A 22,516-nucleotide genomic window follows, 5' to 3' on the forward strand; every position below is an offset into this window, starting at 1 on the left:
AGGAACCATGCCATGAAGATCAGTGTGGAGCGCACCGGGGGTATCGCCGCGATGACCCGGGTTTGGACTGTCAATGCCGTGTCCGAGACCGCCAGGAACCGATGGCAGCCCATTGTGGAAGCATGCCCCTGGGACGCCGTACCCAGGACACCGCGGGCCGCCGCATCCCAATTCCAGGAAGCACAACCGGACCGGTTCATTTACTCCATCCGGGCAGGGCAACATCGCGCAGCCCTGCCCGAACGGGCGGTCACCGGCCCGTGGCGGGTGCTGGTGGACAGCACCCGGGCGGCCGCTGAAGAAGCCCGCACGGAACAACGCCCGGACACGTAAACCCTGCTGCTACCCCACCTCGGCAAGCTGGCCCCGGAACGCCCTGCGGTAAGACTGGGGGCTGGTATCCAGGACTTTCCCGAAGTGGTGCCGCAGCAGGACCGGGTGGCCGAATCCGGACTCCCGCGCAATCTCCTCGATGTTCATGTCAGTGGCCTCAAGGAGTTCCTGCGCCCGAAGCACCCGTTGGGAATTGAGCCAGGCTGCGGGCGTCGCACCGGTCTCCGACCGGAACTTCCGGGCGAATGTCCTTGGCGACATGTGCACCCGCGCCGCCAGCTCGTTCACCGTATGCTCACGGTCCAGGTGCTGCACCATCCAGCGAAGGAGTTCCTCTATCGGTGCCGAGCCGCAGGTAGGCATGGGGCGGTCAATGAACTGTGCCTGGCCACCATCCCTGTGCGGGGGAACCACCATGTCCCGGGCTATGGCGGCGGCGACGTGCGCGCCCAATTCCACACGCACCAGGTGCAGGCAGGCATCGATACCGGCTGCTGTACCGGCCGAGGAAATGATATTGCCGTCCTGCACGTACAAGACGTTTTCGTCCACGTGCGCGTTCGGATATTCGGCAGCCAGCTGGCCCGAGTAGTGCCAGTGCGTGGTGCAGCGGCGGCCATCAAGGAGGCCTGCCTGGGCCAGGGCGAAGGCACCGGAGCAGATGGACATCACCCACGCTCCCCGTGCATCTGCAGCCCGAAGGGCTTCCAGGACGGAATCCGGCAACTCCTCATCCCTGCCGTAAGGAGCCATGATCACGAGGTCGGCGTCAGCGGCAGCTTCCAGCCCCAAATCCACGTTCATGGACAAACCGGACCTGAGCGGGACGTTGCCCGGTGAGGGGGTGCAGACCCGGAAATCGAAGGCCGGGACGCCGCTCCCCCGCCCGGTCCTGTCGAGGCCGAACACCTCGAAGGCAGTCCCAAATTCGAACATAGCGAAGTTGGGAACAACGATGACGGCTACTGATTTCAGCATGCTTCCATTGTGGCAGGAATTTTGGCTTTTTGGGCATTTCTGCCACTTTTTCCCAGTACCGGACAGGAGAAGCATGAAGCCATGGAAATCCTCACAACCATCCTTATCGTCCTGCTGCTCCTCGTATTCGCCGCCACCGTGTCGGCACTTCTGCAAGACGGCCGCGGTCATACGCCTCCTGTCGAATCGCATGAAACCTGGTCCGCGCTGGACCTTCCCAGCACCAACTACACGCTCCGCATCTTCTGACCTTTCGGCCGCGTCAACCGGGATAGCTGCAACCAGTCGAAACGGGAAGCCCGGGCTCCCGCAGTAGACTGGCAGCAGCCATGACACTTCACATCTCCTATCCTGCCGAGCTCCCGGTTTCCGAGCGCCGCGAAGACCTGATGGCCGCCATCGCAGCGAACCAGGTCACCATCATTGCCGGCGAGACCGGCTCGGGTAAGACCACCCAGATCCCCAAGATGTGCCTCGAACTCGGTTTGGGAGACACCGGCCTGATTGGGCACACCCAGCCGCGCAGGCTTGCAGCCCGCACAGTCGCTGAGCGCATCGCGGAGGAACTGGGCGTGGACATTGGCCAGGAAGTCGGCTTCCAGGTCCGGTTCACCGGCGAGGTCAGCCGGAACACGAAGGTCAAACTGATGACCGACGGGATACTGCTCGCGGAAATTCAGCGCGACAAACTCCTGCGCAAATACAACGTAATCATCATCGACGAAGCCCACGAGCGCAGCCTCAATATCGACTTCATTCTCGGCTACCTCAAACGGATCCTGCCGCAACGGCCCGACCTGAAGGTGATCATCACCTCCGCCACCATCGATCCCGAGCGCTTTGCCAACCACTTCGGCACGCCGGAAGACCCTGCGCCTATCATCGAGGTCTCGGGGCGCACATACCCGGTGGAAATCCGGTACCGCCCGCTCTCACAGCCGCCCGCCGGAACAGATGAAGAGAACGCTTCCGACGACGAACTTGAGGAAGACCGGGATCCACTCGATGCCGTCTGTGACGCCGTGGATGAACTCGCGGCGGAAGCGCCCGGCGACATCCTGGTGTTCTTTTCCGGCGAGCGCGAGATCCGGGATGCGGCCGAAGCGCTTCAGGCCCGCATCCAGTCCAACCGGCGGCTGGCCGGAACCGAAGTCCTCCCCCTGTTCGCGCGCCTGAGCCTGCAGGAACAGCACAAGGTGTTCCACCCCGGCAGCAAACGGCGGATCGTCCTTGCCACCAACGTTGCCGAGACATCGCTGACCGTGCCGGGCATCAAGTACGTAATCGACACCGGCACGGCCCGCATCTCCCGGTACTCCCACCGCACCAAGGTCCAGCGGCTCCCCATTGAACGCGTCTCACAGGCATCGGCCAACCAGCGTTCCGGGCGGTGCGGCCGTGTGTCCGACGGCATTGCCATCCGCCTCTACTCCGAGGACGACTTCGAATCCCGGCCCCGCTTCACCGATCCTGAAATTCTGCGCACCAACCTCGCCGCCGTCATCCTTCAGATGACAGCAATGGGGGTAGCGCGCGGGCCGAAGGACGTCGAGAACTTCCCCTTCGTGGAGCCTCCGGAAACCCGGGCAATCAACGACGGCGTCACGCTGTTGCGCGAACTCGGCGCCCTGGCTGCCGCGCGGCCCCAAAACGGCACGGAGGGGGCTAAGAGCGGCGGCGGCCTCACCGCCGTCGGGCAGAAACTCGCCCAGCTGCCCGTGGACCCCCGGCTTGGCCGGATGATCGTGGAAGCAGGAAAACGGGGGTGCGTCCGGGAGGTCATGATCCTGGCAGCAGCCCTCACCATCCAGGACCCCCGCGAGCGTCCGACGGACAAGCAGGAGCTTGCAGCGGAAAAGCACAACCGCTTCAAGGATGAGAACTCGGACTTCACCGGCTTCCTGAACCTCTGGAACTACATCCAGGAGAAGCAGCAGGAGTTGTCGTCGTCGGCCTTCCGGCGCCTGTGCCGGACCGAATTCATCAACTACCTCCGCGTCCGGGAGTGGCAGGACCTGTTTGCCCAGCTGCGGCAGCTGGCCCGCCCCCTCGGCATCAGCCTGGACAACAAGCGCCTTGCAGATCCGGTTGGCAACCACGACGGCATCCACATCAGCCTCCTGTCCGGGCTCCTGAGCCATATCGGCATTCTGGACGAACGGAAGCGTGAGTACGCCGGCGCCAGGGGCAGCCGCTTCGCGATATTCCCCGGCTCCGCTCTGTTCAAAAAGTCGCCAACATTCGTCATGGCGGCGGAGTTGGTGGAAACAAGCCGGCTATGGGCCCGGGTTGCCGCCCGCTTCGATCCCCTTTGGGCAGAACAGGTTGCGCCTGACCTGGTAAAACGCAGTTACAGCGAACCCCACTGGTCCACCCGCCAGGGCGCAGTGATGGCCTACGAAAAGGTCACTCTCTATGGCGTACCCATCATCGCCCAGCGCAGGATCAACTACGGCAGGGTGGATTCCGTCGTGGCCAGGGAGCTTTTCATCAGGCATGCCCTGGTGGAGGGTGACTGGAAAACGCACCACAAGTTCTTCCACCGGAACCGGGCCCTCCTGCAGGAGGTTGAGGAACTCGAAGCGCGGATGCGGCGCCGGGACCTCCTGGTGGACGACGAAACCCTGTTTGAGTTTTATGATGCGCGGATCGGGCCGGATGTGGTGTCCGAACGCCATTTCGATAAGTGGTGGAAGGACGCCCGGCAGGAGAACCCTGACCTCCTGGACTACGACAAATCCCTCCTCCTTAGCGACGACGCCGACAACCTCGATGTCTCCGCCTACCCGAAGACCTGGCTGCACAAGGGCTTCGAACTGCCGCTGACGTACGAGTTCCATCCTGTGGCTCCCGGTTCGCCGCCCAATCCGAGCGACGGCGTCACCGCCGAAGTGCCCGTCCTGTTCCTTAATCAGCTGGACGACAAGGCCTTCCGCTGGCTCATCCCCGGCCAGCGGGTGGAACTCGTGACAGCCCTGATCAAGTCCCTTCCCAAGCAGATCCGCAAGAACTTTGTGCCTGCCCCGGACGTGGCCCGGCAGGCAGTGTCAGTTCTCGAGTCCGACTTCGATCCAGCCGCCGACGAGCTTGAACCGTCCCTTGAACTTGCGCTTCGCCGCGTCCGCGGGCACGTTATCCCGCCCGGTTCGTGGAACTGGGACGCCGTTCCCCCGCACCTGCGTGTGACGTTCAAGGTAGTGGACAGCAAGGGCAAAGTGCTGGAAGAGGGCAAGGACCTGGCGGTCCTCCAGGAAAGGCTTGCCCCTGCCACGCGGCGCGCCATCGCGGAGTCATTGGGTGCCACGCCCGCCTCCGCCGCCCCACGCAGCAAGGCAGGGCGCGCCCCGGGCAAGGCCGACGGCGGGCGTCGCCCCGCGCAGCAGCCCGCCCAAGTGCCGGGCGGGTCCGTCCCCGCCGGGTTCAGGGAGCAGGATGGGCTCACCGAGTGGAGCTTCGGAACACTCCAGCGCCAGGTCAGCAGCGTGGTCAATGGCCACACCGTCACGGGTTATCCGGCGTTGCAGGACCAGGGCACGTCGGTGGCCCTCCGGGTTTTCCAGACTGCAGACGAACAGCAGGACGCGATGCGCGGTGGCGTGATCCGGCTGCTGGCCCTGCGCGTTCCTGCTCCTGACCGCTATGTGCTGGAGCACCTGAGCAACACGGAGAAGCTGACATTCAGCCAGAACCCGCACGGCTCGGTTGCCGCCCTCATTGCAGACTGTGCACTGGCGGCCATCGACAAGCTCACTCCCGCAGAGCTCCCGTGGGACCGGCCGTCCTTTGACGGGCTTTACGAGCTGGTTCGGGCTGAACTGATTGACACCGTGTTCAGCGTGACGGCGGTGGTGGAGCGCATCCTCGCCAGTACCCGGCGGATTGAAAAGCAATTGAAGGGCACCACCAGCCTGGCCCTTATCAGCGCGCTCAATGACATCAAAAGCCAGCTCGAACAGCTGGTGTATCCGGGCTTTGTGGCCCGCACCGGGTATGCGCAGCTAAGCCAGCTTCCCCGGTATCTTGCCGCCATTGAAAAGCGGCTGGAGCGCCTCCCGGGCAACGTCCAGCGGGACGGGCTCGGCATGGCGGTGGTGCAACGGCTCGAGGATGACTACGACGACGCCGTGTCGGCGCTGCTTCCCGGCCGGCGGGCCGGCGGCGAACTGGCGCAGGTCCGCTGGATGATCGAAGAGCTCCGGGTGAGCCTTTTCGCCGTCGAACTGGGAACTGCCTACTCTGTGTCCGAGAAACGGATCCGCGCGGTGCTCAACAAGGCACTGGCCCCGGCCTAGCCGGGCCAGCACCCTGGCCGGGCAGGCCGTCAGGCTGGAACGAAATCGCCGTATCCTGCTGCCCGGAGTCCCTGCCGAAGTTTCTCGGCGTTGGCGTCCAGGACCTCCGGATCCGGATTCTGGTCCGCGGAGGCGAAGTTGAAGTCGGCCATGCTCCTCGACGGCCATACGTGCACATGGAGATGGTTGATCTCATAGCCGGCTACGATGAGCCCTGCGCGGGGCGCGTCAAAGATGTCCACCTGGACGGCTCCGATCCGCCGGGCGACTTCCATGACTCTCGCCAGTGTTTCCGGTGATGCATCCGTCCAGCGGTCCACTTCCTCCGTGGGAACCACCAGGGTGTGACCGTCCGCCAGCGGACCGGTGGTGAGGAACGCGGATACGTCGTTTTCCCGCCACACGAAGCGGCCTGGAATCTCGCCGTTCAGGATGCGGGTGAAAAGCGTGCTCATGCGTCTGCCTCCTTGGCGGGTCCCTGCAAAGTGCTGGTGTCCAGCACAAACCGGTATTTCACTTCGCCTGCCACCATGCGGTCGTAGGCCTCGTTCAGCTGGTCCGCGCGAACGACTTCGATGTCGGCCACCACGCCGTGCTCCGCGCAGAAGTCCAGCATCTCTTGAGTCTCGGCTATGCCCCCGATCAACGACCCGGTGTAGGCGATCCGCCGCCTGATCAGTGCCCGCGGGTTCACAGGCGGCATCGCCTCGGACGGAAGGCCAAGCTGGAAAAGTGCACCATCAACGCGCAGGGTCCGGAACAGCGGATTCAGGTCGTGCGGAGCAGCGACGGTGTCAATGATCAGATCAATGGTGCGGTTTGCCGCGTCCATCGCAGTTTCGTCCGTGGACAGCACCACTTCGTCGGCCCCCAGTTCCAGTGCGGCCGGCACCTTCGACTCCGAGGTGGTAAACACCACCACCTTTGCCCCCATTGCCTTGGCAAGCTTGACAGCCATATGGCCCAGCCCGCCAAGCCCCACCACACCCACAACGTCTCCCTCTTCGACGTCGAAATGCCGCAGCGGCGAGAACGTTGTGACTCCCGCGCACAGCAGAGGCGCGACGGCTGTGGGGTCCAGGGAGTCCGGGACGCGAAGGACGTAGCGGCGGTCCACCACCACGGAGGAGGAATAGCCACCCTGTGTGATTGAGTCGCCGTTCCTTCGGTCCACGGCACCGTACGTGCCGGTCATGCCGTTTTCGCAGTATTGTTCGAGGCCGTCCAGGCAGCTTTCGCATTCCCGGCAGGAGTCCACGATGCAGCCAACGCCCACGCGGTCCCCGGGCGCAAAGTCGGTAACGGCCGAGCCGACGGCACTGACCGTACCCACAATTTCGTGTCCCGGCACCAGCGGCCAGACCTGGCCGCCCCACTCACCGCGCACCGCGTGGACATCGGAGTGGCACAGCCCGCAAAACTTAATCGCAATTTCGACGTCGTCCGCCTGGGGAGCGCGCCGGGCAAGGGTCAGCGGAACCAACCCGCTGTCCGCGGACGTGGCGCCGTAAGCGGCAGCCAGCACACCGCCGTCGGAAGCAACAGGTCCGGGGGCAGCAGGTTTCGCGAGGGGCGGCGGCACGGGACGTCCAGGAGTCATAGTGCGACGCTACCCTTGAGCGCCGCCAAGTTTCCACTCAGCAGGGCCGCCGTCGCCGCCGCTGGGTTCCGGCCCCGCCACCACCGGCAGATGGGGATTGCTTGACCACTCGGAAAAGGACCCGGGGTAGAGAGCGGCGCGGAAGCCGGCAAGCTCCAGGGCGGCAACCTGGTGGGCTGCTGTGACACCGGACCCGCAGTAGACGCCCACGTGGGAGTCGTTGCTGATGCCCAGCGACTCGAAACGCCGGCGCAGCTCCGCGGGAGCCAGAAACCGTCCGGCGCTGTCCACGTTATCGGAGGTAGGCGCACTGACAGCGCCGGGAATGTGCCCGGCACGGGGATCAACAGGCTCGATCTCGCCGCGGTACCTCTCCCCCGCGCGAGCATCGAGCAGGATCCTGTCAGGCAGGCGACCGTCATGGCCGGCACTGCCCGCCATCGGGGTACTTTCCATCCAGGCGGTCACGCCGGCAGCGTCCTGGACCGGCATCTGCCCGTCCTCCAGGATGACGTCGCCGGAAGGAGGCGTTACCTCGCCCTGCTCGAGCGGCAGCCCTGCAGCCCGCCAAGCCGCCAGGCCGCCGTCGAGCAGGTAAACGTCAGCCAGGCCTGCGTTTCTCAACATCCACCACACGCGTGCTGCGGCCATATTTGCGCTGTCGTCATAGGCCACCACAACATCGCCCTTGTTGATGCCCCAGCGCCTCGCCGCATGCTGGAACCGGGGCACTGATGGCAACGGGTGCCTGCCCCGCTCCGGAACTGCAGGGTCCGCAAGTTCGCTCGCCAGGTCAACGAATACGGCGCCCGGCAGATGCCCCTTCAGGTAGTGGTCGTGGCCGTGCGGGTCGCCCAGCGCCCAGCGCACATCCAGCAGCACTGTGCGCAGGCCGCCGGCGCCGCGCTTCTCCAGTTCGGAAACATCCATCAACGGATTCATCGTGCTCCTTAGCGTGGGCAGCCTACGCTCCCACTCTAACGGCAGCTTGGATGGCCGCAGGTAGGCTGGTGCGGTGAAGATCGAGCGCACCGCGGGCAGGGACTGGGCCGACGAAGCCATCCGCAAAATCACGGCGGAAAACAACCGCTCCGCCGATACCCACCTTTACTCGGTACCCCTGCCCGAGCACTGGGGCGTCCAGCTTTATCTCAAGGATGAGTCCACGCACCGCACCGGGAGCCTCAAGCACCGGTTGGCGCGGTCCCTGTTCCTGTTCGGCCTCGTCAACGGCTGGATCAGGGAGGACACCACCATCGTTGAGGCCTCAAGCGGCAGCACAGCGGTATCCGAAGCCTATTTCGCCCAGCTCCTGGGACTGCCGTTCATCGCCGTCATGGCGCGCACCACCAGCTCCGAGAAAATTGCGCTGATTGAGCAGTTTGGCGGCTCCTGCCTCCTGGTGGACCACGCCTCCGAGGTTTACGCAACCGCGGAAGAAGTCGCCGCCACCAGCGGCGGGCACTACATGGACCAGTTCACCTACGCCGAGCGCGCCACGGACTGGCGGGGTAACAACAACATCGCGGAATCCATTTTCGGCCAGCTCGGGCTGGAGGAACATCCCGTGCCGGACTGGATCGTGGTTGGCGCAGGGACCGGTGGCACCAGCGCCACAATCGGCCGGTACCTCCGCTATCACAGCCACCCCACCCGGTTGCTGGTGGTGGACCCGGAGAACTCGGCCTTCTACCCGGGCTGGCTTGGCAGCTCCCACCCCGCTTCCGGATTGCCGTCCCGGATCGAGGGCATCGGCCGGCCCCGGATGGAGCCTAGCTTTGTGCCGTCCGTGATCGACCACATGATCCAAGTCCCGGACGCTGCATCCGTGGCCGCCATGCGGCACCTGCACACCCTTGCCGGGCTCCATGCCGGTCCCTCCACCGGAACAAGCCTGTGGGGCGTCTGGCAGATTGTTGCGGGAATGCTTGCCGAAGGCCGCAGGGGCAGCGTCGTCTCGCTGATGTGCGACGGCGGCGAGCGTTACGCGGGCAACTACTACTCTCCGGAGTGGCTGGCGTCCCACGGCCTGGACCCCGAGCCGTATGAAGCGGTGATCCGGCGGTTCTTTGATACCGGGAGCTGGGACGGCGGCGGGGCCTAAACCTCCACGGACTCTCCCGGGGCCAGGTGCTGATACTCGGTGCCGTATTTGGCTCCAAGACGTTTGACGTGACCTTCCACGATTTTCAGGCCGTTCTCATTGAGCAGACCGTCGTGGATCTGGAATGCCCGCGGTGCCCGCACGCCGATCACAAAGTCCACCACCTCGGCAGACTTGCTCCACGGCGCGTGGATGGGCACGAGCAGCGTCTGGACGCTGATGCCGTCGGGAACGATGAAAGAGTCACCGGGATGGTAAACGCTCCCGTCCAGGAGGTAGCCGATGTTGGCAACCATCGGGATCTGTGGATGGATCAAGGCGTGCTGGCCGCCGAAGCTGCGCACTTCGAAGCCTGCTGCCTGGAAGGATGATCCGGGCTCGACGCTGTGGATCCTGGGTGCTGCTGCGGAGGCTTCCTTGCGCAGGTTGTCCGCTACGCCTGCCGGGGCGAAAACTGCCAGCGCGCTGTTGCCCTTGAGAGCAGCAACCACTGCAGGAACGTCGATGTGGTCGGTGTGTTCGTGCGTGACCAGGACCGCTTGGGCGCCCGCCAGGGCCTCAGCCGTTTCCGAAAAAGTCCCCGGATCCAGCACCAGGACCCGGTTTTGCTTCTCAAGGCGGATGCAGGCATGGGTGTACTTGGTCAGCTTCATAGCGCCAGCCTAGGGTCAGGCCTGAACCCTGTCCACGAAGCTGCGGCTGGTAATCTTGATCTCTGCCACCATCCTGAGGGAAGCGAGTCTGTTCATGCCGTCCGGTGCCAAGGCTGAATCCACCAATCCCGCTTCGGCCGCAGCCACGAAAGCCAACGCAGGGACCGCTACCAAGCCTGCCGGCGTCGCCGGTCCCACTGCCGTCAAGGAACAGCGCGTCACCAAGCAAAGGCTGGCAGTCAGCGCCGCGCTGGATGAGCTGGCCGATTTTGTGAGCACCCAGGAGCTCTACCGCATCCTGCAGAACCAGGGCGTATCGGTGTCCCTGGCCACCGCCTACCGCATCCTCCAGTCCCTGGCGGACGAGGGGCTGGTGGACGTGCTGCGCAACGGCGACGGCGAAGCGGTCTACCGCCGTTGTGCCGTCACCGGCCACCACCACCACCTGCTGTGCCGCAACTGCGGCAAGGCAGTGGAGGTGGAAGCGCCCGCCGTTGAAACGTGGGCGGCCCGCACGGCCAACGAACACGGCTTCACGGAAGTGGCGCACACCGTGGAGATTTTCGGGCTTTGCCCGGACTGCACCTCGCGCAAGGCAGCCGGCACCCTCTAGGCCCCCGAAGCGCAGGGTCAGCGTGCCTGCAGCACCCGTCCGTTGATGCCCCGGGAAGATCGGACAGATCCGACGACGCGGCACACCACATAGATCAGGAACGACAGCGTTGTGACGTAGGGGCTGATGGGGATGCGGCCGCCGAGAGCCAGCAGGATCCCACCGACGGTCGCCGTGACGGCGAAAGCAACGCTCAGCACCACCACTGCCACCGGGGAGGACGTCACCCGAAGGGCCGCCGCAGCCGGCGTGATCAGCAGAGCAAGCACCAGGAGGGCACCCACGACCTGGATGGAAAGAGCCACACTGATTCCCAGCAGGACCATAAAAACGATGGCAAGCGTTCGGACGGGAACACCGCGGGCCTCGGCCAGCTCCGGATCCACGCTGGCAAAATTCAACGGCCGCCAAATAGCCGCCAGAACCACCATCACCACCACCGCTGTTCCGGCGAGCGCCTGAAGCTGGACGGTGTCGACTGAGACGATCTGCCCGGTCAGCAAACCGAACTTGTTCGCGGCACGGCCTTCGTACAGGGACAGGAACAGGATCCCGAGGCCCAAACCGAAGGGCATAATCACCCCGATGATCGAGTTCTTGTCCCTGGCCCGCACGCCCATGAGCCCCAGAAGCAGGGCAGCCGCTACCGAGCCGATCAGCGAGCCGAAAACGATGTCCGCACCGATGAGCAGTGCAAAAGCGGCGCCGGCAAACGACAGTTCCGATATTCCGTGCACGGCAAACGCCAGGTCACGTTTCATCACGAACGTCCCCACCAGTCCGCCGAGCAGCCCCAGGACCGCTCCTGCCCAGATCGAGTTCTGGACAAGGACCAGCAACTCACCGTAGTTCTCGAAGCTGAAGATCGCCCCGACGATGCTGTCCGCGTCCATCAGGCCACCTCTCCGGCGAGGGCGTGGGCCTCGGCATGGTGATGGGTGGTGGCATCGGGCAACCCGACCACCACGATGCGGCCGTTGGCGTGGATGACCTCCACGTGGCTGCCGTAAAGATCCGAGAGGACCTCCGTGGTCATGACTTCCTGCGGAGTACCCACCTTGAACCGCCCGCCGGCCAGGTAGAGCACGCGGTCCACGTAGTCGATCACGGGGTTGATCTCGTGCGTAACAAACACCACTGCGCTGTTCTGCTCGTGGCATTGCTTGTTGATCAGGGCGCTGACTGCCTGCTGGTGGTGCAGGTCAAGAGACAACAGCGGCTCATCGCACAGCAGGACCTTCGGGTCAGTGGCAAGGGCCTGCGCCACCCGAAGCCGCTGCTGTTCACCGCCGGAGAGCTGGCCCACCGGAACTTTGGCATAGTCCGTTGCCCCCACCAGTTCGAGGAGTTCGTCAATCCTGCGGTTCGCTTGGCGGGACGACATACGCAGTCCCCAGCGGTGGCCGTCCACTCCAAGGCCCACCAGGTCGCGGGCACGCATGGGCGTATCGCGGGCGAACGATTTTTGCTGCGGGATGTAACCGATCAGGCTGCTGCCGCGTTCAACCGGCTTCCCGCCAAGCATGGCCTTTCCGCTGTGCAGGTCCTGAAGACCCAGCAGGACCTTGAGGAAGCTGGTTTTACCGCTGCCGTTGGGGCCGAGCACGGCAAAAAATTCGCCGGGCCTGATCTCCAGGTCCAGGTCCTCCCAGAGCGTCCGCTTACCGAAAGTGAGGGACGCCCCGGTGAGGCTGACCACGGGTTTCAACTATTTGTCTCCAGAACTTTGCTGACGTTGTTCACATTGTCCGTCATCCACTGCACGTAGGTCTTGCCCTCGGGCAGGGTTTCACTGAAATCGATCACAGGAACGCCTGCCGATTCCGCAGCGTTCTTCAGCGCCTCGGTCTGGGGACCCTCAGTCTGCCCGTTGTACGCAAGGAACCGCACCGACTTGGAGGACACCAGATCGGTGGCGGCCTTGAGGACGGCCGGCGGAACGTCAGAGCCTTCCTCGATCGCGGCAGTGTAGTCCTCAGGCGTAGCGTTCTCCAGGCCCGCTTCCTCCAGCAGGTACACGGGCACGGGCTCGGTCACAGCAACGGAGGCGCCGGCGGCCCCGGCCTTCAGCCCTTCCAGTTTCCCGGTCAGTTCTTCCAGCCGGGCCTTGAAGGCAGCAGCGTTTTCATCGAAGGCAGCAGCTGAACCGGGTTCCAGCTCGCCGAGCTTTGCTGCCAGATCATCAGCCAGCCGCCCCATGGCATCAAGGCTGTACCAGACGTGCTCGTTCAGCTCGCCGTGGTCGTGTGCGTGGTCCTCGCCCTCTGGCTCCGCAGGTGTTGCCCCGCCGGAGGCTTCCTCCCCGGGGTGTGCCAGCCCGGAGAGTTCGACGGCGTTCAGCACGTTGCCGGCGTCGATGCTGCTGTCCTGCGCCAGGGTATGCAGAAAGTCGTCGTACCCGCCGCCATTTTCAATGAGGAGATCTGCCTTGGACACAGCCAGCCGGTCCTGGGCGGTGGCTTCGTAGGAATGGGGGTCCTGGCTGGTCTTGGTGATTATCGCGGTAACGCTGACCTTGTCCCCGCCGATCGTTTCCGCGATATCGCCGTAGACGTTGGTGGAGGCCACCACGTTGATCCCGTCGGCCGCTTCGGGTGAACCCTCCGGCTGGGGGCTGCACCCGGTGAGCAGCAGGCCAAGCCCGGCAAGGGCGGTCAGGGATGATCGGGCAACGGAGAGACGGCGCACGGAAACCTCGGTTCAAACGGGACGGGAAGGAAAAAGAACCACTTCAGCTTATATCTAAATGGGAATGATTCCTATTTAGGTACATAGGCGCGCCTGTCCGAGAGGACCCCGGAGCCCCGCGCCGCGGAGCTCCGGGAGCTTCACCCTGCGTTCGGCTGCCCCAGTCTTCGGACGCCGGTGGCCTGGGTGGCATCGCGGATTTCACCCACCAGCTGCTCAATCACGTCCTCCAGGAACAGGACACCCTTGGTATTGCCGTCTGGACCAATAACGCGCGCCAGGTGGGAACCGGTGCGCTGCATGACGGACATCGCCTTTTCGATTTCGTCATCAAGGGCCAGGTTGGCCAGGGACCTGATCCGGCTTTCGGCAATGGGACGGCCGTAAGCCGCCTCGGGAATGGACAGGACGTCCTTTACGTGGAGGTAGCCATACAGCATGTCGTCATCATCGAGCATTGGAAAACGCGAGAATCCGGTGCGGCTCACGGCCTTCTCGAACTCCACCGGAGTTGTTGCCGCCTTCAGCATGACCAGCTTTTTCAGCGGAACCATGATGTCCGCCGCACTGTACTCGGAAAACTCAAGCGCACCGGTGATCAGTCCCGCCTCGTCATCCACCAGGCCGTGACGGGTGGACTCCTGAACAATCGACTGCACCTCCTCCAGGGTGAAGGAGGAGTTAACTTCGTCCTTAGGCTCGATCCTGACCATCTTGAGGATGTGGTTCGCGGACCAGTTGAGGACCGAGATGACAGGGTGGACGAGCCTTGCGACGAACATGAGCGGCGGGGCGAGCAGGAGCGCTGCCTTGTCAGCGACGCTCACAGAGATGTTCTTCGGCACCATCTCGCCAAAGGTCACGTGCAGGAACGTCACCGCCAGCAACGCGACGGCGAAGGCCGCCACATCGGCAACTTCCACCGGCAGGCCCAGCATCTCCAGCGGCACGGCCAGCAGATGGTGGATGGCCGGCTCTGCCACCAGCAGGATCAGGAGGGAGCAGACGGTAATGCCGAGCTGCGCACATGCCAGCATCAGCGAAACGTTCTCCATTGCACGCAGGGTTGTCTGCGCCCGCTTGGACCCTGCGTCCGCCAGCGGTTCAATCTGGCTGCGCCGGGCTGACATCACCGCGAACTCGGCAGCGACAAAAAACGCGTTGCCGAACAGGAGGACAACCAGCCACAGTATTCCGGCCCAGTCGCTCATCGTCCAGTCCCGTCGTCGTTGTTGCCGGACTCCGGTTCAGGTTCCGCCGGCCGGAAACAGATGCGGTCGATCCGCCTGCCATCCATCCTGGTGACACTGAGCGTTCCGCCGCCAACGGGGACGGTATCGCCCACCACGGCGATCCGGCCAAGTTCGCTCATGACGTAGCCGCCCACTGTTTCGTATGCTGCCTCATCAGGAACGGTCAGGCCGGCAATCTGCTCGGACAGCTCGTCCGGGCGGAGGAGTCCGGGAAAGTACCAGTCGCCGGATGCACTCTGGAGCAAACCGGGGCGGACCTTGTCATGCTCGTCCGCCACCTCGCCCACAATCTCCTCAACCAGGTCCTCAAGAGTGGCGATGCCCGCCGTTCCGCCGTACTCGTCCAGGACAACCGCGAGCTGCAGGTTGCCGTCGCGAAGTTCAGCCAGCAGGGCATCAAGGTGGATGGTCTCCGGCACCCGCAGCACCTCGGTCATGATGGCCCCGGCCTCCAGGTTCTGCCGGCGCTCCCAGGGAACAGCCACCGCCTTCTTGACGTGGACCAGCCCCCTGATGTCATCGGCGGATTCACCTATGACCGGGAACCGGGAGTACCCGGTCCTGCGCGCCGCCGCGAGGATGTCAGCCACAGGCTGGTCCGCCTCGATGGTTTCCACGCGGATGCGCGGCGTCATCACGTCCGCCGCGGTCCGGGTGGAGAAGTTCAGTGTCCGCGACACGAAGTTGGCCGTCCCGGCATCCAGGGTTCCCATCTCGGCCGACCGACGCACCAGCGACGAAAGTTCGGCAGGGGTCCTGGCACCGGAAATTTCCTCCTTCGCCTCCAGTCCAAAGACGTTCAGCACTTTGTTGGAGAAGCCGTTGAGCACCACGATGGCGGGTTTGAACACGGCGGTGAACATGAGCTGCGGCCGGGCCAGGGCGCGGCCCACAGGGAAGGACAGGGCGATTGCCATGTTCTTGGGCACCAGTTCGCCCAGGAGCATTGACAGCAGGGTGGCGATCACCATCGCCAGGACCAACGAGATGGAGGCCACTGCAACGCCGGGAAGCCCGACGGCGGCCAGCGGGGCTTCCAAAAGCCGGCCCACTGATGGCTCCATCACGTACCCGGTCAACAGGGTGGTCAGCGTGATGCCCAGCTGGCAGCTGGAGAGCTGGGTGGAAAGGGACTTAAGGCACGCGAGCAAGGGGACGGCGCCGGTGTCACCGTCGTCGATGGCCCTCTGGACGGTGGCCTGGTCCAGGGCAATCAGGGAAAATTCGACGGCGACAAAAAAGCCCGTGCCGGCGATCAGCAGCAAACCTGCTGCCAGGAGAAGCCATTCCATTCAGCATCCCGCCCGGACAGCCGCGGCCGCGTGGCAGGGCATTGACGGAGAAAAGGGGGGCCAGGGAGATCGGTCCGGCGGAGGATGGTCGGTCGATGCCGACGCAGTATCCTTTACGGCCCCTGCCGGCTGTGCCGGCGAATGGTGATGGGCGTGTGTTCGGGGTTTGCCGGCTCTGCGGGTGGACTGCGCGGCGCTCTTGACGCTCCGCTGACAGCCCCCAGGCCGGCACCTAGATTTACTGTCCATAAGAATTTCAGTCTACAGGGAGCAAACCACCCCCGCGGCGACTCCCGGAGCAGCCTTCCGGGCGCCCTGCCCAGGCCTAAAAAACCCTTCCCTGTCTTCTTTCCAACCGCCATATTCCGGCCTTTTCACGTCACTTCATGATTTGGGTCACCCTTATTGGCAGTTACCACAGGATGCTTACTAGACTGGCAATGGTCTGGGTTCAGAGGACGCAGAGACCGGTTGGATCGTAGTGCTGAGGCACCGTGGGCCGGAGAGAAATCAAACTCATGGAAGAGGCGTATTTCAAGTGCCAGAGCAGCCAAGCCACCGTCTACCAGAGGAATTTGGCGGAAACGAGTGGCTCGTTGACGAACTGTACGAGCAGTACCAGAAGGACAAGAACTCGGTGGACGCCAAATGGTGGCCGCTGTTTGCATCCTTTGGCGCGGCCGCGGGTTCTTCTTCCAACGGAAATTCCGGGCACGCCGCTGCCCACCCTGCAACGAGGGAATTGCCGGTTGTGAATGCGGCTCCTGCGGCACCGGCAGCGCCGCCAGCTGCAGCCCCCGCCCCTCCGTCGACGCCCCCCGCCTCTGCGGCCCCTGCTGCCGCCCCGGCCCCGGCGCCTGTCAAGAAGGCTCCTGCCACTGTGGCCCGCGACGGTTCCAAAAAGACTGGTACCGGCACGGGCTCGCAGCCCATCCCGGCGCAGCTGCCCAAGAATGTCAAGGCACCCACGGCTCCCGAAGAGGACGTCGTTTCGGTCCTCCGCGGCCCGGCGAAGGCCATTGCCACCAACATGGTCACCAGCCTCGAGGTGCCCACCGCCACCAGCGTCCGGGCCATTCCCGCCAAGCTGCTGATCGACAACCGCGTTGTCATCAACTCCAACCTGGCCCGTGCACGCGGCGGCAAGGTCTCCTTCACGCACCTCATTGGCTACGCGGTCATCCGTGCGCTCTCCCAGTTCCCTTCCATGAACGTCTACTACGACGAAGTGGACGGCAAGCCTGTTGCCGTCCAGCCGGCACACGTCAACTTCGGCATCGCCATCGACATGCCGAAGCCCGACGGAACCCGCCTGCTCATGGTGCCGAACATCAAAAAGGCTGAAACCCTCAACTTCTCCGAGTTTTGGCACACCTACGAGGACCTCATCAAGCGCGCCCGCAACGGCAAGCTGACGGCTGAGGACCACCAGGGCACCACCGTTTCGCTGACCAACCCGGGCGGCATCGGTACTGTCCACTCCGTGCCGCGCCTTTCCAAGGGCCAGGCAGCCATCATTGGCGTCGGTGCGCTGGACTACCCGGCCGAGTTCCAGGGCGCCAGTGAGAAGATCATCGCGCAGAACGCCATCAGCAAGGTCCTCACCCTGACCTCCACCTACGATCACCGTGTGATCCAGGGAGCCGGCAGCGGTGAATTCCTGAAGCTGGTACATCAGCTGCTCCTGGGTGCCCAAAACTTCTACGACGAAATTTTCGAGTCCCTGCGCATTCCGTACGAGCCCGTACGCTGGAGCGCGGACAAGCAGGTGGACCCGGCGGACGAGATCAACAAGGTCGCCCGGATCCAGCAGCTCATCCACTCCTACCGCGTCCGCGGACACCTGATGGCGGACACTGATCCCCTCGAATACGTCCAGCGCAAGCACCCGGACCTTGACGTCCTCACCTACGGCCTGACGCTCTGGGACCTGGACCGCGAGTGGCCCACCGGTGGTTTCGGCGGCAAGCCGATGCTCAAGTTCCGCGACATCCTCGGCGTCCTGCGCGACGCCTACTGCCGCACCACGGGCATCGAGTACATGCACATCCAGGAACCGGAGGAACGCAAGTGGTTCCAGGACCAGCTGGAGCACCCGTACTCGAAGCCCAGCCGTGAGGAACAGCTCCGCATTGTCTCGAAGCTGAATGCCGCTGAGGCGTTCGAGACCTTCCTGCAGACCAAGTTCGTGGGCCAGAAGCGCTTCTCCCTTGAGGGCGGCGAGTCCCTGATCCCGCTGCTGGACGCCATCATGTCCGATGCCGCTGACGACGGCCTTGACGAGGTAGCCATCGGCATGGCGCACCGCGGCCGCCTGAACGTGCTCACCAACATCGCGGGCAAGACCTACGCACAGGTTTTCCGCGAATTCGAGGGCACCCAGGATCCGCGCTCGGTCCAGGGCTCCGGTGACGTCAAGTACCACCTGGGCACCGAGGGGACGTTCACCTCGGACAACGGCAAGGAGACAAAGGTTTACCTGGCCGCCAACCCGTCCCACCTGGAGGCAGTCGACCCCGTCCTGGAGGGCATTGTCCGCGCCAAGCAGGACCGCCTGGACCAGGGCGAGTCGTTCCCGGTCCTGCCCATCGTGGTCCACGGCGACGCCGCCTTCGCTGGCCAGGGCGTGGTGGCTGAGACCCTTAACCTGTCCCAGCTCCGCGGTTACCGCACCGGTGGAACCATCCACATTGTGGTCAACAACCAGGTGGGCTTCACCACCGCCCCGTCATCGTCCCGGTCCTCCACGTACTCCACCGACGTTGCCAAAATGATCCAGGCACCGGTGTTCCACGTGAACGGCGACGATCCCGAAGCTGTGGTCCGGATCGGCCAGCTCGCCTACGAGTTCCGCCAGCGGTTCCACAAGGACGTTGTGATCGACATGGTCTGCTACCGCCGGCGCGGGCACAACGAGGGCGATGACCCCTCGATGACCCAGCCGCTGATGTACAACCTGATCGAAGCCAAGAGGTCGGTCCGCAAGCTCTACACCGAGTCCCTCATCGGCCGCGGTGACATCACCGAGGAAGAAGCCGAGCAGCTGCTCCGCGACTACCAGGAGCGCCTGGAGCGGGTCTTCGCTGAGACCCACGCGGCCCAGACATCCCCGATTCCGATCATCACCGCGGACTCGGCAGCCGTCTCGGACATCGAGCGGCCCATCGCCCAGCAGTCCGATTCCGGCACGGGTTCCCAGGTGGCCACCGCCATTTCCGCTGACACCCTGGCGCGGATCGGTAAAGCCCACCTGGAGATTCCGGAAGGCTTCACCGTCCACGCCAAACTCAAGCAGTTGCTGGAGAAGCGCGAACAGATGTCCCGCGAAGGCGGCATCGACTGGGGCTTTGGCGAGATTGCAGCCTTCGGCTCGCTCATCATGGAAGGCGTCCCCGTGCGCTTGGCGGGCCAGGACTCACGCCGCGGAACGTTCGTGCAGCGCCACGCCGTCTTCCACGACCGCGCCAACGGCAAGGAATGGCTGCCGCTGGGCAACCTTTCCGATGACCAGGCCAAGCTGTGGATCTATGACTCGCTGCTGTCCGAATACGCGGCCATGGGCTTCGAATACGGCTATTCAGTGGAACGCCCCGATGCCCTCGTTTTGTGGGAAGCCCAGTTTGGCGACTTCGTCAACGGTGCCCAGACCATCATTGACGAGTTCATCTCCTCGGCCGAGCAAAAGTGGGGCCAGCGTTCCTCGCTGGTACTGATGCTTCCGCACGGCTACGAGGGCCAGGGCCCGGACCACTCCTCGGCGAGGATTGAGCGCTTCCTGCAGATGTGCGCCGAGGAAAACATGATCGTGGCCAACCCCACCACGGCAGCCTCGCACTTCCACCTGCTGCGCCGCCAGGCCTACAGCCGCCCGCGGAAGCCGTTGATCATCTTCACGCCGAAGCAGCTGCTGCGCCTTAAGGGTGCCGCGTCTTCCGTGGAGGACTTCACCAATGGCACGTTCCAGCCTGTCATCGGGGACCATGAACAGCTGGCTGCGGAAGCCGTCGAACGCGTTCTGCTGGTTTCGGGCCGCCTGTACTACGATCTCCTGTCCACGCGGCAGAAGACCGATGACAAGACGACGGCGATCGTCCGCGTGGAGCAGCTTTACCCGCTGCCCTCCGCGGAGATCGCCGCGGAGCTGGCAAAGTACCCGAACGCCGAGGTCGTCTGGGCGCAGGACGAGCCTGCCAACCAGGGACCGTGGCCGTTCATCGGCCTGAACCTGCCGGACGCCCTTGAACGGCGCGTCCGCCTGGTGTCGCGTCCGGCCTCGGCTTCCACGGCCGCCGGCTCCATGAAGCGCCACGCCGCGGAACAGGATGCCCTCTTGAAGCAGGCATTTGCGCGGTAGTAATCAGTAAGGCTGCCCGGCCGGACGTCGAAATACCAGACTCCGGCCGGGCAGTTCTGTTTAATGGGATGGACAGCGCCTGCCCGATCCCCCTAAGTGGTCCGGTTGGCGACGGGCAGTCAGCACCGAAGTTAAGAGGAACGTGTGGAAGACAGGAAGCTGCGTATCGCAGCTGTAGGCGATGAACTGCTGGCGGGGCTCGGTGACCCTCGGGCACTCGGCTGGCTGGGCCGCGTGTTGGCCCGCACTCCCCAGGACGGCGTGCTCCTGGAGAGCTACGCCCTCCCCTGTCCGCAGGAAGGAACGGAAGGCCTGGCCGCCCGGTGGATGGATGAAGCCGGCCGGCGGTTCAGCGGGCAAACCGAGAACCGCCTGGTGATTGGCCTGTCCGGCCGCGACATCGAATTCGGGCTTTCCACCGCCCGCAGCCGGCTCAATCTTGCCAACATCCTGGACTCAGCGTCCCAGAACCGGCTCGGAGTCTTTGTGGTGGGACCTCCCCCAACCCTGGACCCCGCACAGAACCGCCGCCTGGACGAGCTGAACACAGCCTTCGCTGACGTCACCACCCGCCGGAAGCATCTTTATGTGGATACTTTTTCCCCCCTCCTCAACCACGAACAGTGGCGCCAGGACCTGGCGGCAAACGGGGGCACTCCGGGGCAGGCCGGATATGGGCTGATGGCCTGGCTGGTCCTGCACCGCGGCTGGTTCCAGTGGCTGGGGATGGCCGTACCCGAATAGGTACGGATCGCGATATATCTTGACCCGGGCTGCCCGGGGCGGTACGTTGGGTGCATCACGCGATATATCGTTTTTGGAGGACCAATGGCTGATCAGACCTGGGATGTCACAAGCGCGCAAACCATCGACGTCGACTCGGTGACGTCCCTCAAGCTGGGCATGGTGCGCGGCCGCTTCGATGTGGTGGCGCACCACGAGCCGGTTACCCGGATCGAGATCTCGGAGGTCCGGGGCGACCCCGTGGCCGTTTCACTCGAGGACGGCCGGCTTGAGGTCCGCCATCAGCTGCACGGTCCCCAGGGCTGGTTCAAGAACCTGATGGGAACGGTCAACCATAACAGCGAGAACTACGCAGTCATCAGCATTGCGGTTCCCGCCACTGTTGAGGTGGAGGCAGGCACCGTGAGCGGTGACGGCCTCGTTTCGGGGATGGCGGGCCGCACCCGCCTGAACACTGTTTCCGGTTCTGTCATGTCCGACGGCACTGACGGCGAACTGCACGTCAACACCGTCAGCGGCGAGGTAAGCGCCCGGGACCACAGTGGCGTCCTCACGGCCAAGACTGTTTCCGGCGAGGTAACGGCCTCAGGAAACTTCAGCCACATCCGGGCCAATACGGTCAGCGGCGGCATGAATTTCGACCTGCTGGGCTATACCCAGGACTTCGGTGCTAACTCAGTCTCCGGTGACCTCACCATCCGGATTCCCGACGACGTCGGCGTGGACATCGTCGCCAAGTCTGCCAGCGGAACGGTGGTCATCGACCACCAGGAGTATCACGTGCCCGGCGGCAAAGTAGAAACCATCGCCGGACCTGACGCCAAACTCATGCTGGTCAGGACCAACTCCGTCTCAGGCACCACGTCCATCATCCACAGCGGAGCGGCCGGAAACGCGGAAGAACGGTCCTGATGCCCGCCGTCTTCGCCCACGGCGCCCTGCGGCTCTACCTGCTGTCGCTGCTGGAATCCGGCCCGAAGCATGGCTATGAACTCATCAAGGCGCTCAAGGACAGGTTCGGCGGCACCTACTCCCCCAGCGCGGGCACCATCTACCCGCGGCTGGGGAAGCTCGAGGAAGAAGGGCTGGTGGCCACGGAATCGGCCGGGCGCCGCACCAACTACCGCATCACGCCTGCAGGGGTCGCGGAACTGAACCTGCGGCGGGAAGAACTGGCCGCAGTGGAAAAGGAAATTTCCGTTTCTGTCCGGCGGCTTGCGGACAACCTGCGGGAGGACATCCGCAGCAACATGCGCGGGCTGCGGGCTGACCTCGCAGCCACCGCCGAAGCGGCGCGGGCCGCGGCCGGTTCCGTCGATCTCACTGCCGCCGGGACCAGGTCCGCACCGGAAGGCAAACGCGCCCTTAAAGAAGCCGAGATGTTGCTCCAGTCGTTCCGGGACGACCTCCGAGCCGAGCTGCGCCAGCAGGCGGGCCGGCAGCCCATAAGCCCGGTGGCCCTGGAAACCCTTCGGACGGTGCTGGAACAGGCCCGCATCGCAGTCCGCAACTCCCTTGCGGAAAAATAGCTTTGCCACACGAGAGCTCCATCGAACCGCAGGTCACGTGGCTGTTGCCGGTTCGCGGGGCGCCACATCATGTGGGAGACTTG

General features: G+C 64.3%; 19 protein-coding genes. 9 read left to right on the top strand and 10 right to left on the bottom strand.

Annotated elements, in window-relative coordinates:
• Positions 1-12 precede the first annotated feature (12 nt).
• A complete protein-coding gene (locus tag AC5RTE_RS03960; RefSeq protein ID WP_494040068.1) occupies positions 13-333 on the top strand; it encodes a protealysin inhibitor emfourin in 321 nt (106 codons plus the stop codon).
• A gap of 9 nt (positions 334-342) precedes the next feature.
• Here the strand turns inward: AC5RTE_RS03960 and AC5RTE_RS03965 are convergent, their stop codons facing one another.
• Entirely contained in the window at positions 343-1,311 is a 969-nt protein-coding gene (locus tag AC5RTE_RS03965) for a GlxA family transcriptional regulator (RefSeq protein WP_494040069.1), read from the bottom strand.
• 81 nt (positions 1,312-1,392) lie between these two features.
• Between AC5RTE_RS03965 and AC5RTE_RS03970 the strand changes: the two genes are divergently transcribed.
• Together AC5RTE_RS03970 and hrpA are read left to right on the top strand one after the other, a co-directional pair.
• Positions 1,393-1,560, top strand: a complete 168-nt coding sequence (locus tag AC5RTE_RS03970; RefSeq protein WP_494040070.1) for a hypothetical protein — start codon at positions 1,393-1,395, stop codon at positions 1,558-1,560.
• A gap of 80 nt (positions 1,561-1,640) precedes the next feature.
• Positions 1,641-5,603 (top strand): ATP-dependent RNA helicase HrpA, encoded by a 3,963-nt coding sequence (hrpA, locus tag AC5RTE_RS03975; protein ID WP_494040071.1) that lies wholly within the window; start codon positions 1,641-1,643, stop codon positions 5,601-5,603.
• Positions 5,604-5,632: 29 nt separating this feature from the next.
• Here the strand turns inward: hrpA and AC5RTE_RS03980 are convergent, their stop codons facing one another.
• Genes AC5RTE_RS03980 through AC5RTE_RS03990 form a run of 3 tightly spaced genes read right to left on the bottom strand, consistent with a single transcriptional unit; the run spans position 5,633 to position 8,145 of the window.
• A complete protein-coding gene (locus tag AC5RTE_RS03980) occupies positions 5,633-6,058 on the bottom strand; it encodes an HIT family protein (RefSeq protein WP_494040072.1) in 426 nt (141 codons plus the stop codon).
• Positions 6,055-7,203 (bottom strand): NAD(P)-dependent alcohol dehydrogenase, encoded by a 1,149-nt coding sequence (locus AC5RTE_RS03985; RefSeq protein WP_494040073.1) that lies wholly within the window; start codon positions 7,201-7,203, stop codon positions 6,055-6,057. Before AC5RTE_RS03985 ends, AC5RTE_RS03980 begins: the two co-directional genes overlap by 4 nt.
• Positions 7,204-7,212: 9 nt before the next feature.
• Complete coding sequence (locus tag AC5RTE_RS03990; protein ID WP_494040074.1) at positions 7,213-8,145, bottom strand: sulfurtransferase; 933 nt, start codon at positions 8,143-8,145, stop codon at positions 7,213-7,215.
• A 73-nt stretch (positions 8,146-8,218) separates the two neighbouring features.
• On the opposite strand from AC5RTE_RS03990, the gene AC5RTE_RS03995 reads away from it, so the two are divergent.
• Positions 8,219-9,307, top strand: a complete 1,089-nt coding sequence (locus AC5RTE_RS03995) for a PLP-dependent cysteine synthase family protein (RefSeq protein WP_494040075.1) — start codon at positions 8,219-8,221, stop codon at positions 9,305-9,307.
• Here the strand turns inward: AC5RTE_RS03995 and AC5RTE_RS04000 are convergent.
• A complete protein-coding gene (locus tag AC5RTE_RS04000; RefSeq protein WP_494040076.1) occupies positions 9,304-9,960 on the bottom strand; it encodes an MBL fold metallo-hydrolase in 657 nt (218 codons plus the stop codon). The two genes, AC5RTE_RS03995 and AC5RTE_RS04000, sit on opposite strands and share 4 nt — an antisense overlap.
• Before the next feature lie 94 nt (positions 9,961-10,054).
• Between AC5RTE_RS04000 and AC5RTE_RS04005 the strand changes: the two genes are divergently transcribed.
• The gene (locus AC5RTE_RS04005) at positions 10,055-10,573 is read left to right on the top strand and encodes a Fur family transcriptional regulator (protein WP_494040156.1); all 519 of its coding nucleotides are present in this window, start codon (positions 10,055-10,057) and stop codon (positions 10,571-10,573) included.
• Between the two features lie 17 nt (positions 10,574-10,590).
• Here AC5RTE_RS04005 and AC5RTE_RS04010 read toward each other — a convergent pair whose 3' ends face one another.
• The 5 genes from AC5RTE_RS04010 to AC5RTE_RS04030 form a co-directional block, all read right to left on the bottom strand.
• Complete coding sequence (locus AC5RTE_RS04010; protein WP_494040077.1) at positions 10,591-11,466, bottom strand: metal ABC transporter permease; 876 nt, start codon at positions 11,464-11,466, stop codon at positions 10,591-10,593.
• The gene (locus AC5RTE_RS04015) at positions 11,466-12,281 is read right to left on the bottom strand and encodes a metal ABC transporter ATP-binding protein (RefSeq protein ID WP_494040078.1); all 816 of its coding nucleotides are present in this window, start codon (positions 12,279-12,281) and stop codon (positions 11,466-11,468) included. Before AC5RTE_RS04015 ends, AC5RTE_RS04010 begins: the two co-directional genes overlap by 1 nt.
• Positions 12,278-13,261: a metal ABC transporter solute-binding protein, Zn/Mn family gene (locus AC5RTE_RS04020; RefSeq protein WP_494040079.1), complete on the bottom strand. Its 984-nt coding sequence runs from the start codon at positions 13,259-13,261 to the stop codon at positions 12,278-12,280. The genes AC5RTE_RS04015 and AC5RTE_RS04020 overlap by 4 nt, the downstream gene beginning before the upstream one ends.
• Positions 13,262-13,401: 140 nt before the next feature.
• Positions 13,402-14,472 carry a hemolysin family protein gene (locus tag AC5RTE_RS04025; RefSeq protein WP_494040080.1) on the bottom strand — a complete coding sequence of 357 codons (1,071 nt, stop codon included), beginning with the start codon at positions 14,470-14,472 and terminating at the stop codon, positions 13,402-13,404.
• Positions 14,469-15,806: a hemolysin family protein gene (locus AC5RTE_RS04030; RefSeq protein ID WP_494040081.1), complete on the bottom strand. Its 1,338-nt coding sequence runs from the start codon at positions 15,804-15,806 to the stop codon at positions 14,469-14,471. Before AC5RTE_RS04030 ends, AC5RTE_RS04025 begins: the two co-directional genes overlap by 4 nt.
• A gap of 538 nt (positions 15,807-16,344) precedes the next feature.
• Between AC5RTE_RS04030 and AC5RTE_RS04035 the strand changes: the two genes are divergently transcribed.
• The 4 genes from AC5RTE_RS04035 to AC5RTE_RS04050 all read left to right on the top strand — a co-directional run bounded on the left by AC5RTE_RS04035 (position 16,345) and on the right by AC5RTE_RS04050 (position 22,433).
• Positions 16,345-20,160: a multifunctional oxoglutarate decarboxylase/oxoglutarate dehydrogenase thiamine pyrophosphate-binding subunit/dihydrolipoyllysine-residue succinyltransferase subunit gene (locus AC5RTE_RS04035; protein WP_494040082.1), complete on the top strand. Its 3,816-nt coding sequence runs from the start codon at positions 16,345-16,347 to the stop codon at positions 20,158-20,160.
• A gap of 144 nt (positions 20,161-20,304) precedes the next feature.
• Positions 20,305-20,904: a GDSL-type esterase/lipase family protein gene (locus AC5RTE_RS04040; RefSeq protein ID WP_494040083.1), complete on the top strand. Its 600-nt coding sequence runs from the start codon at positions 20,305-20,307 to the stop codon at positions 20,902-20,904.
• An 84-nt stretch (positions 20,905-20,988) separates the two neighbouring features.
• Positions 20,989-21,816, top strand: coding sequence for a DUF4097 family beta strand repeat-containing protein (locus AC5RTE_RS04045; RefSeq protein ID WP_494040084.1), 828 nt, complete (start codon positions 20,989-20,991; stop codon positions 21,814-21,816).
• Complete coding sequence (locus AC5RTE_RS04050) at positions 21,816-22,433, top strand: PadR family transcriptional regulator (RefSeq protein WP_494040085.1); 618 nt, start codon at positions 21,816-21,818, stop codon at positions 22,431-22,433. Before AC5RTE_RS04045 ends, AC5RTE_RS04050 begins: the two co-directional genes overlap by 1 nt.
• Positions 22,434-22,516 lie beyond the last annotated feature (83 nt).

The organism is Arthrobacter sp. K41 (assembly GCF_059089645.1).

Coding starts and splice junctions, on each gene's coding strand:
- AC5RTE_RS03960 (WP_494040068.1), top strand. CDS start 13: ATGAAGATCAGTGTGGAGCGCACCGGGGGTATCGCCGCGATGACCCGG.
- AC5RTE_RS03965 (WP_494040069.1), bottom strand. CDS start 1,311: ATGCTGAAATCAGTAGCCGTCATCGTTGTTCCCAACTTCGCTATGTTC.
- AC5RTE_RS03970 (WP_494040070.1), top strand. CDS start 1,393: ATGGAAATCCTCACAACCATCCTTATCGTCCTGCTGCTCCTCGTATTC.
- hrpA (WP_494040071.1), top strand. CDS start 1,641: ATGACACTTCACATCTCCTATCCTGCCGAGCTCCCGGTTTCCGAGCGC.
- AC5RTE_RS03980 (WP_494040072.1), bottom strand. CDS start 6,058: ATGAGCACGCTTTTCACCCGCATCCTGAACGGCGAGATTCCAGGCCGC.
- AC5RTE_RS03985 (WP_494040073.1), bottom strand. CDS start 7,203: ATGACTCCTGGACGTCCCGTGCCGCCGCCCCTCGCGAAACCTGCTGCC.
- AC5RTE_RS03990 (WP_494040074.1), bottom strand. CDS start 8,145: ATGAATCCGTTGATGGATGTTTCCGAACTGGAGAAGCGCGGCGCCGGC.
- AC5RTE_RS04000 (WP_494040076.1), bottom strand. CDS start 9,960: ATGAAGCTGACCAAGTACACCCATGCCTGCATCCGCCTTGAGAAGCAA.
- AC5RTE_RS04005 (WP_494040156.1), top strand. CDS start 10,055: ATGCCGTCCGGTGCCAAGGCTGAATCCACCAATCCCGCTTCGGCCGCA.
- AC5RTE_RS04010 (WP_494040077.1), bottom strand. CDS start 11,466: ATGGACGCGGACAGCATCGTCGGGGCGATCTTCAGCTTCGAGAACTAC.
- AC5RTE_RS04025 (WP_494040080.1), bottom strand. CDS start 14,472: ATGAGCGACTGGGCCGGAATACTGTGGCTGGTTGTCCTCCTGTTCGGC.
- AC5RTE_RS04030 (WP_494040081.1), bottom strand. CDS start 15,806: ATGGAATGGCTTCTCCTGGCAGCAGGTTTGCTGCTGATCGCCGGCACG.
- AC5RTE_RS04045 (WP_494040084.1), top strand. CDS start 20,989: ATGGCTGATCAGACCTGGGATGTCACAAGCGCGCAAACCATCGACGTC.
- AC5RTE_RS04050 (WP_494040085.1), top strand. CDS start 21,816: ATGCCCGCCGTCTTCGCCCACGGCGCCCTGCGGCTCTACCTGCTGTCG.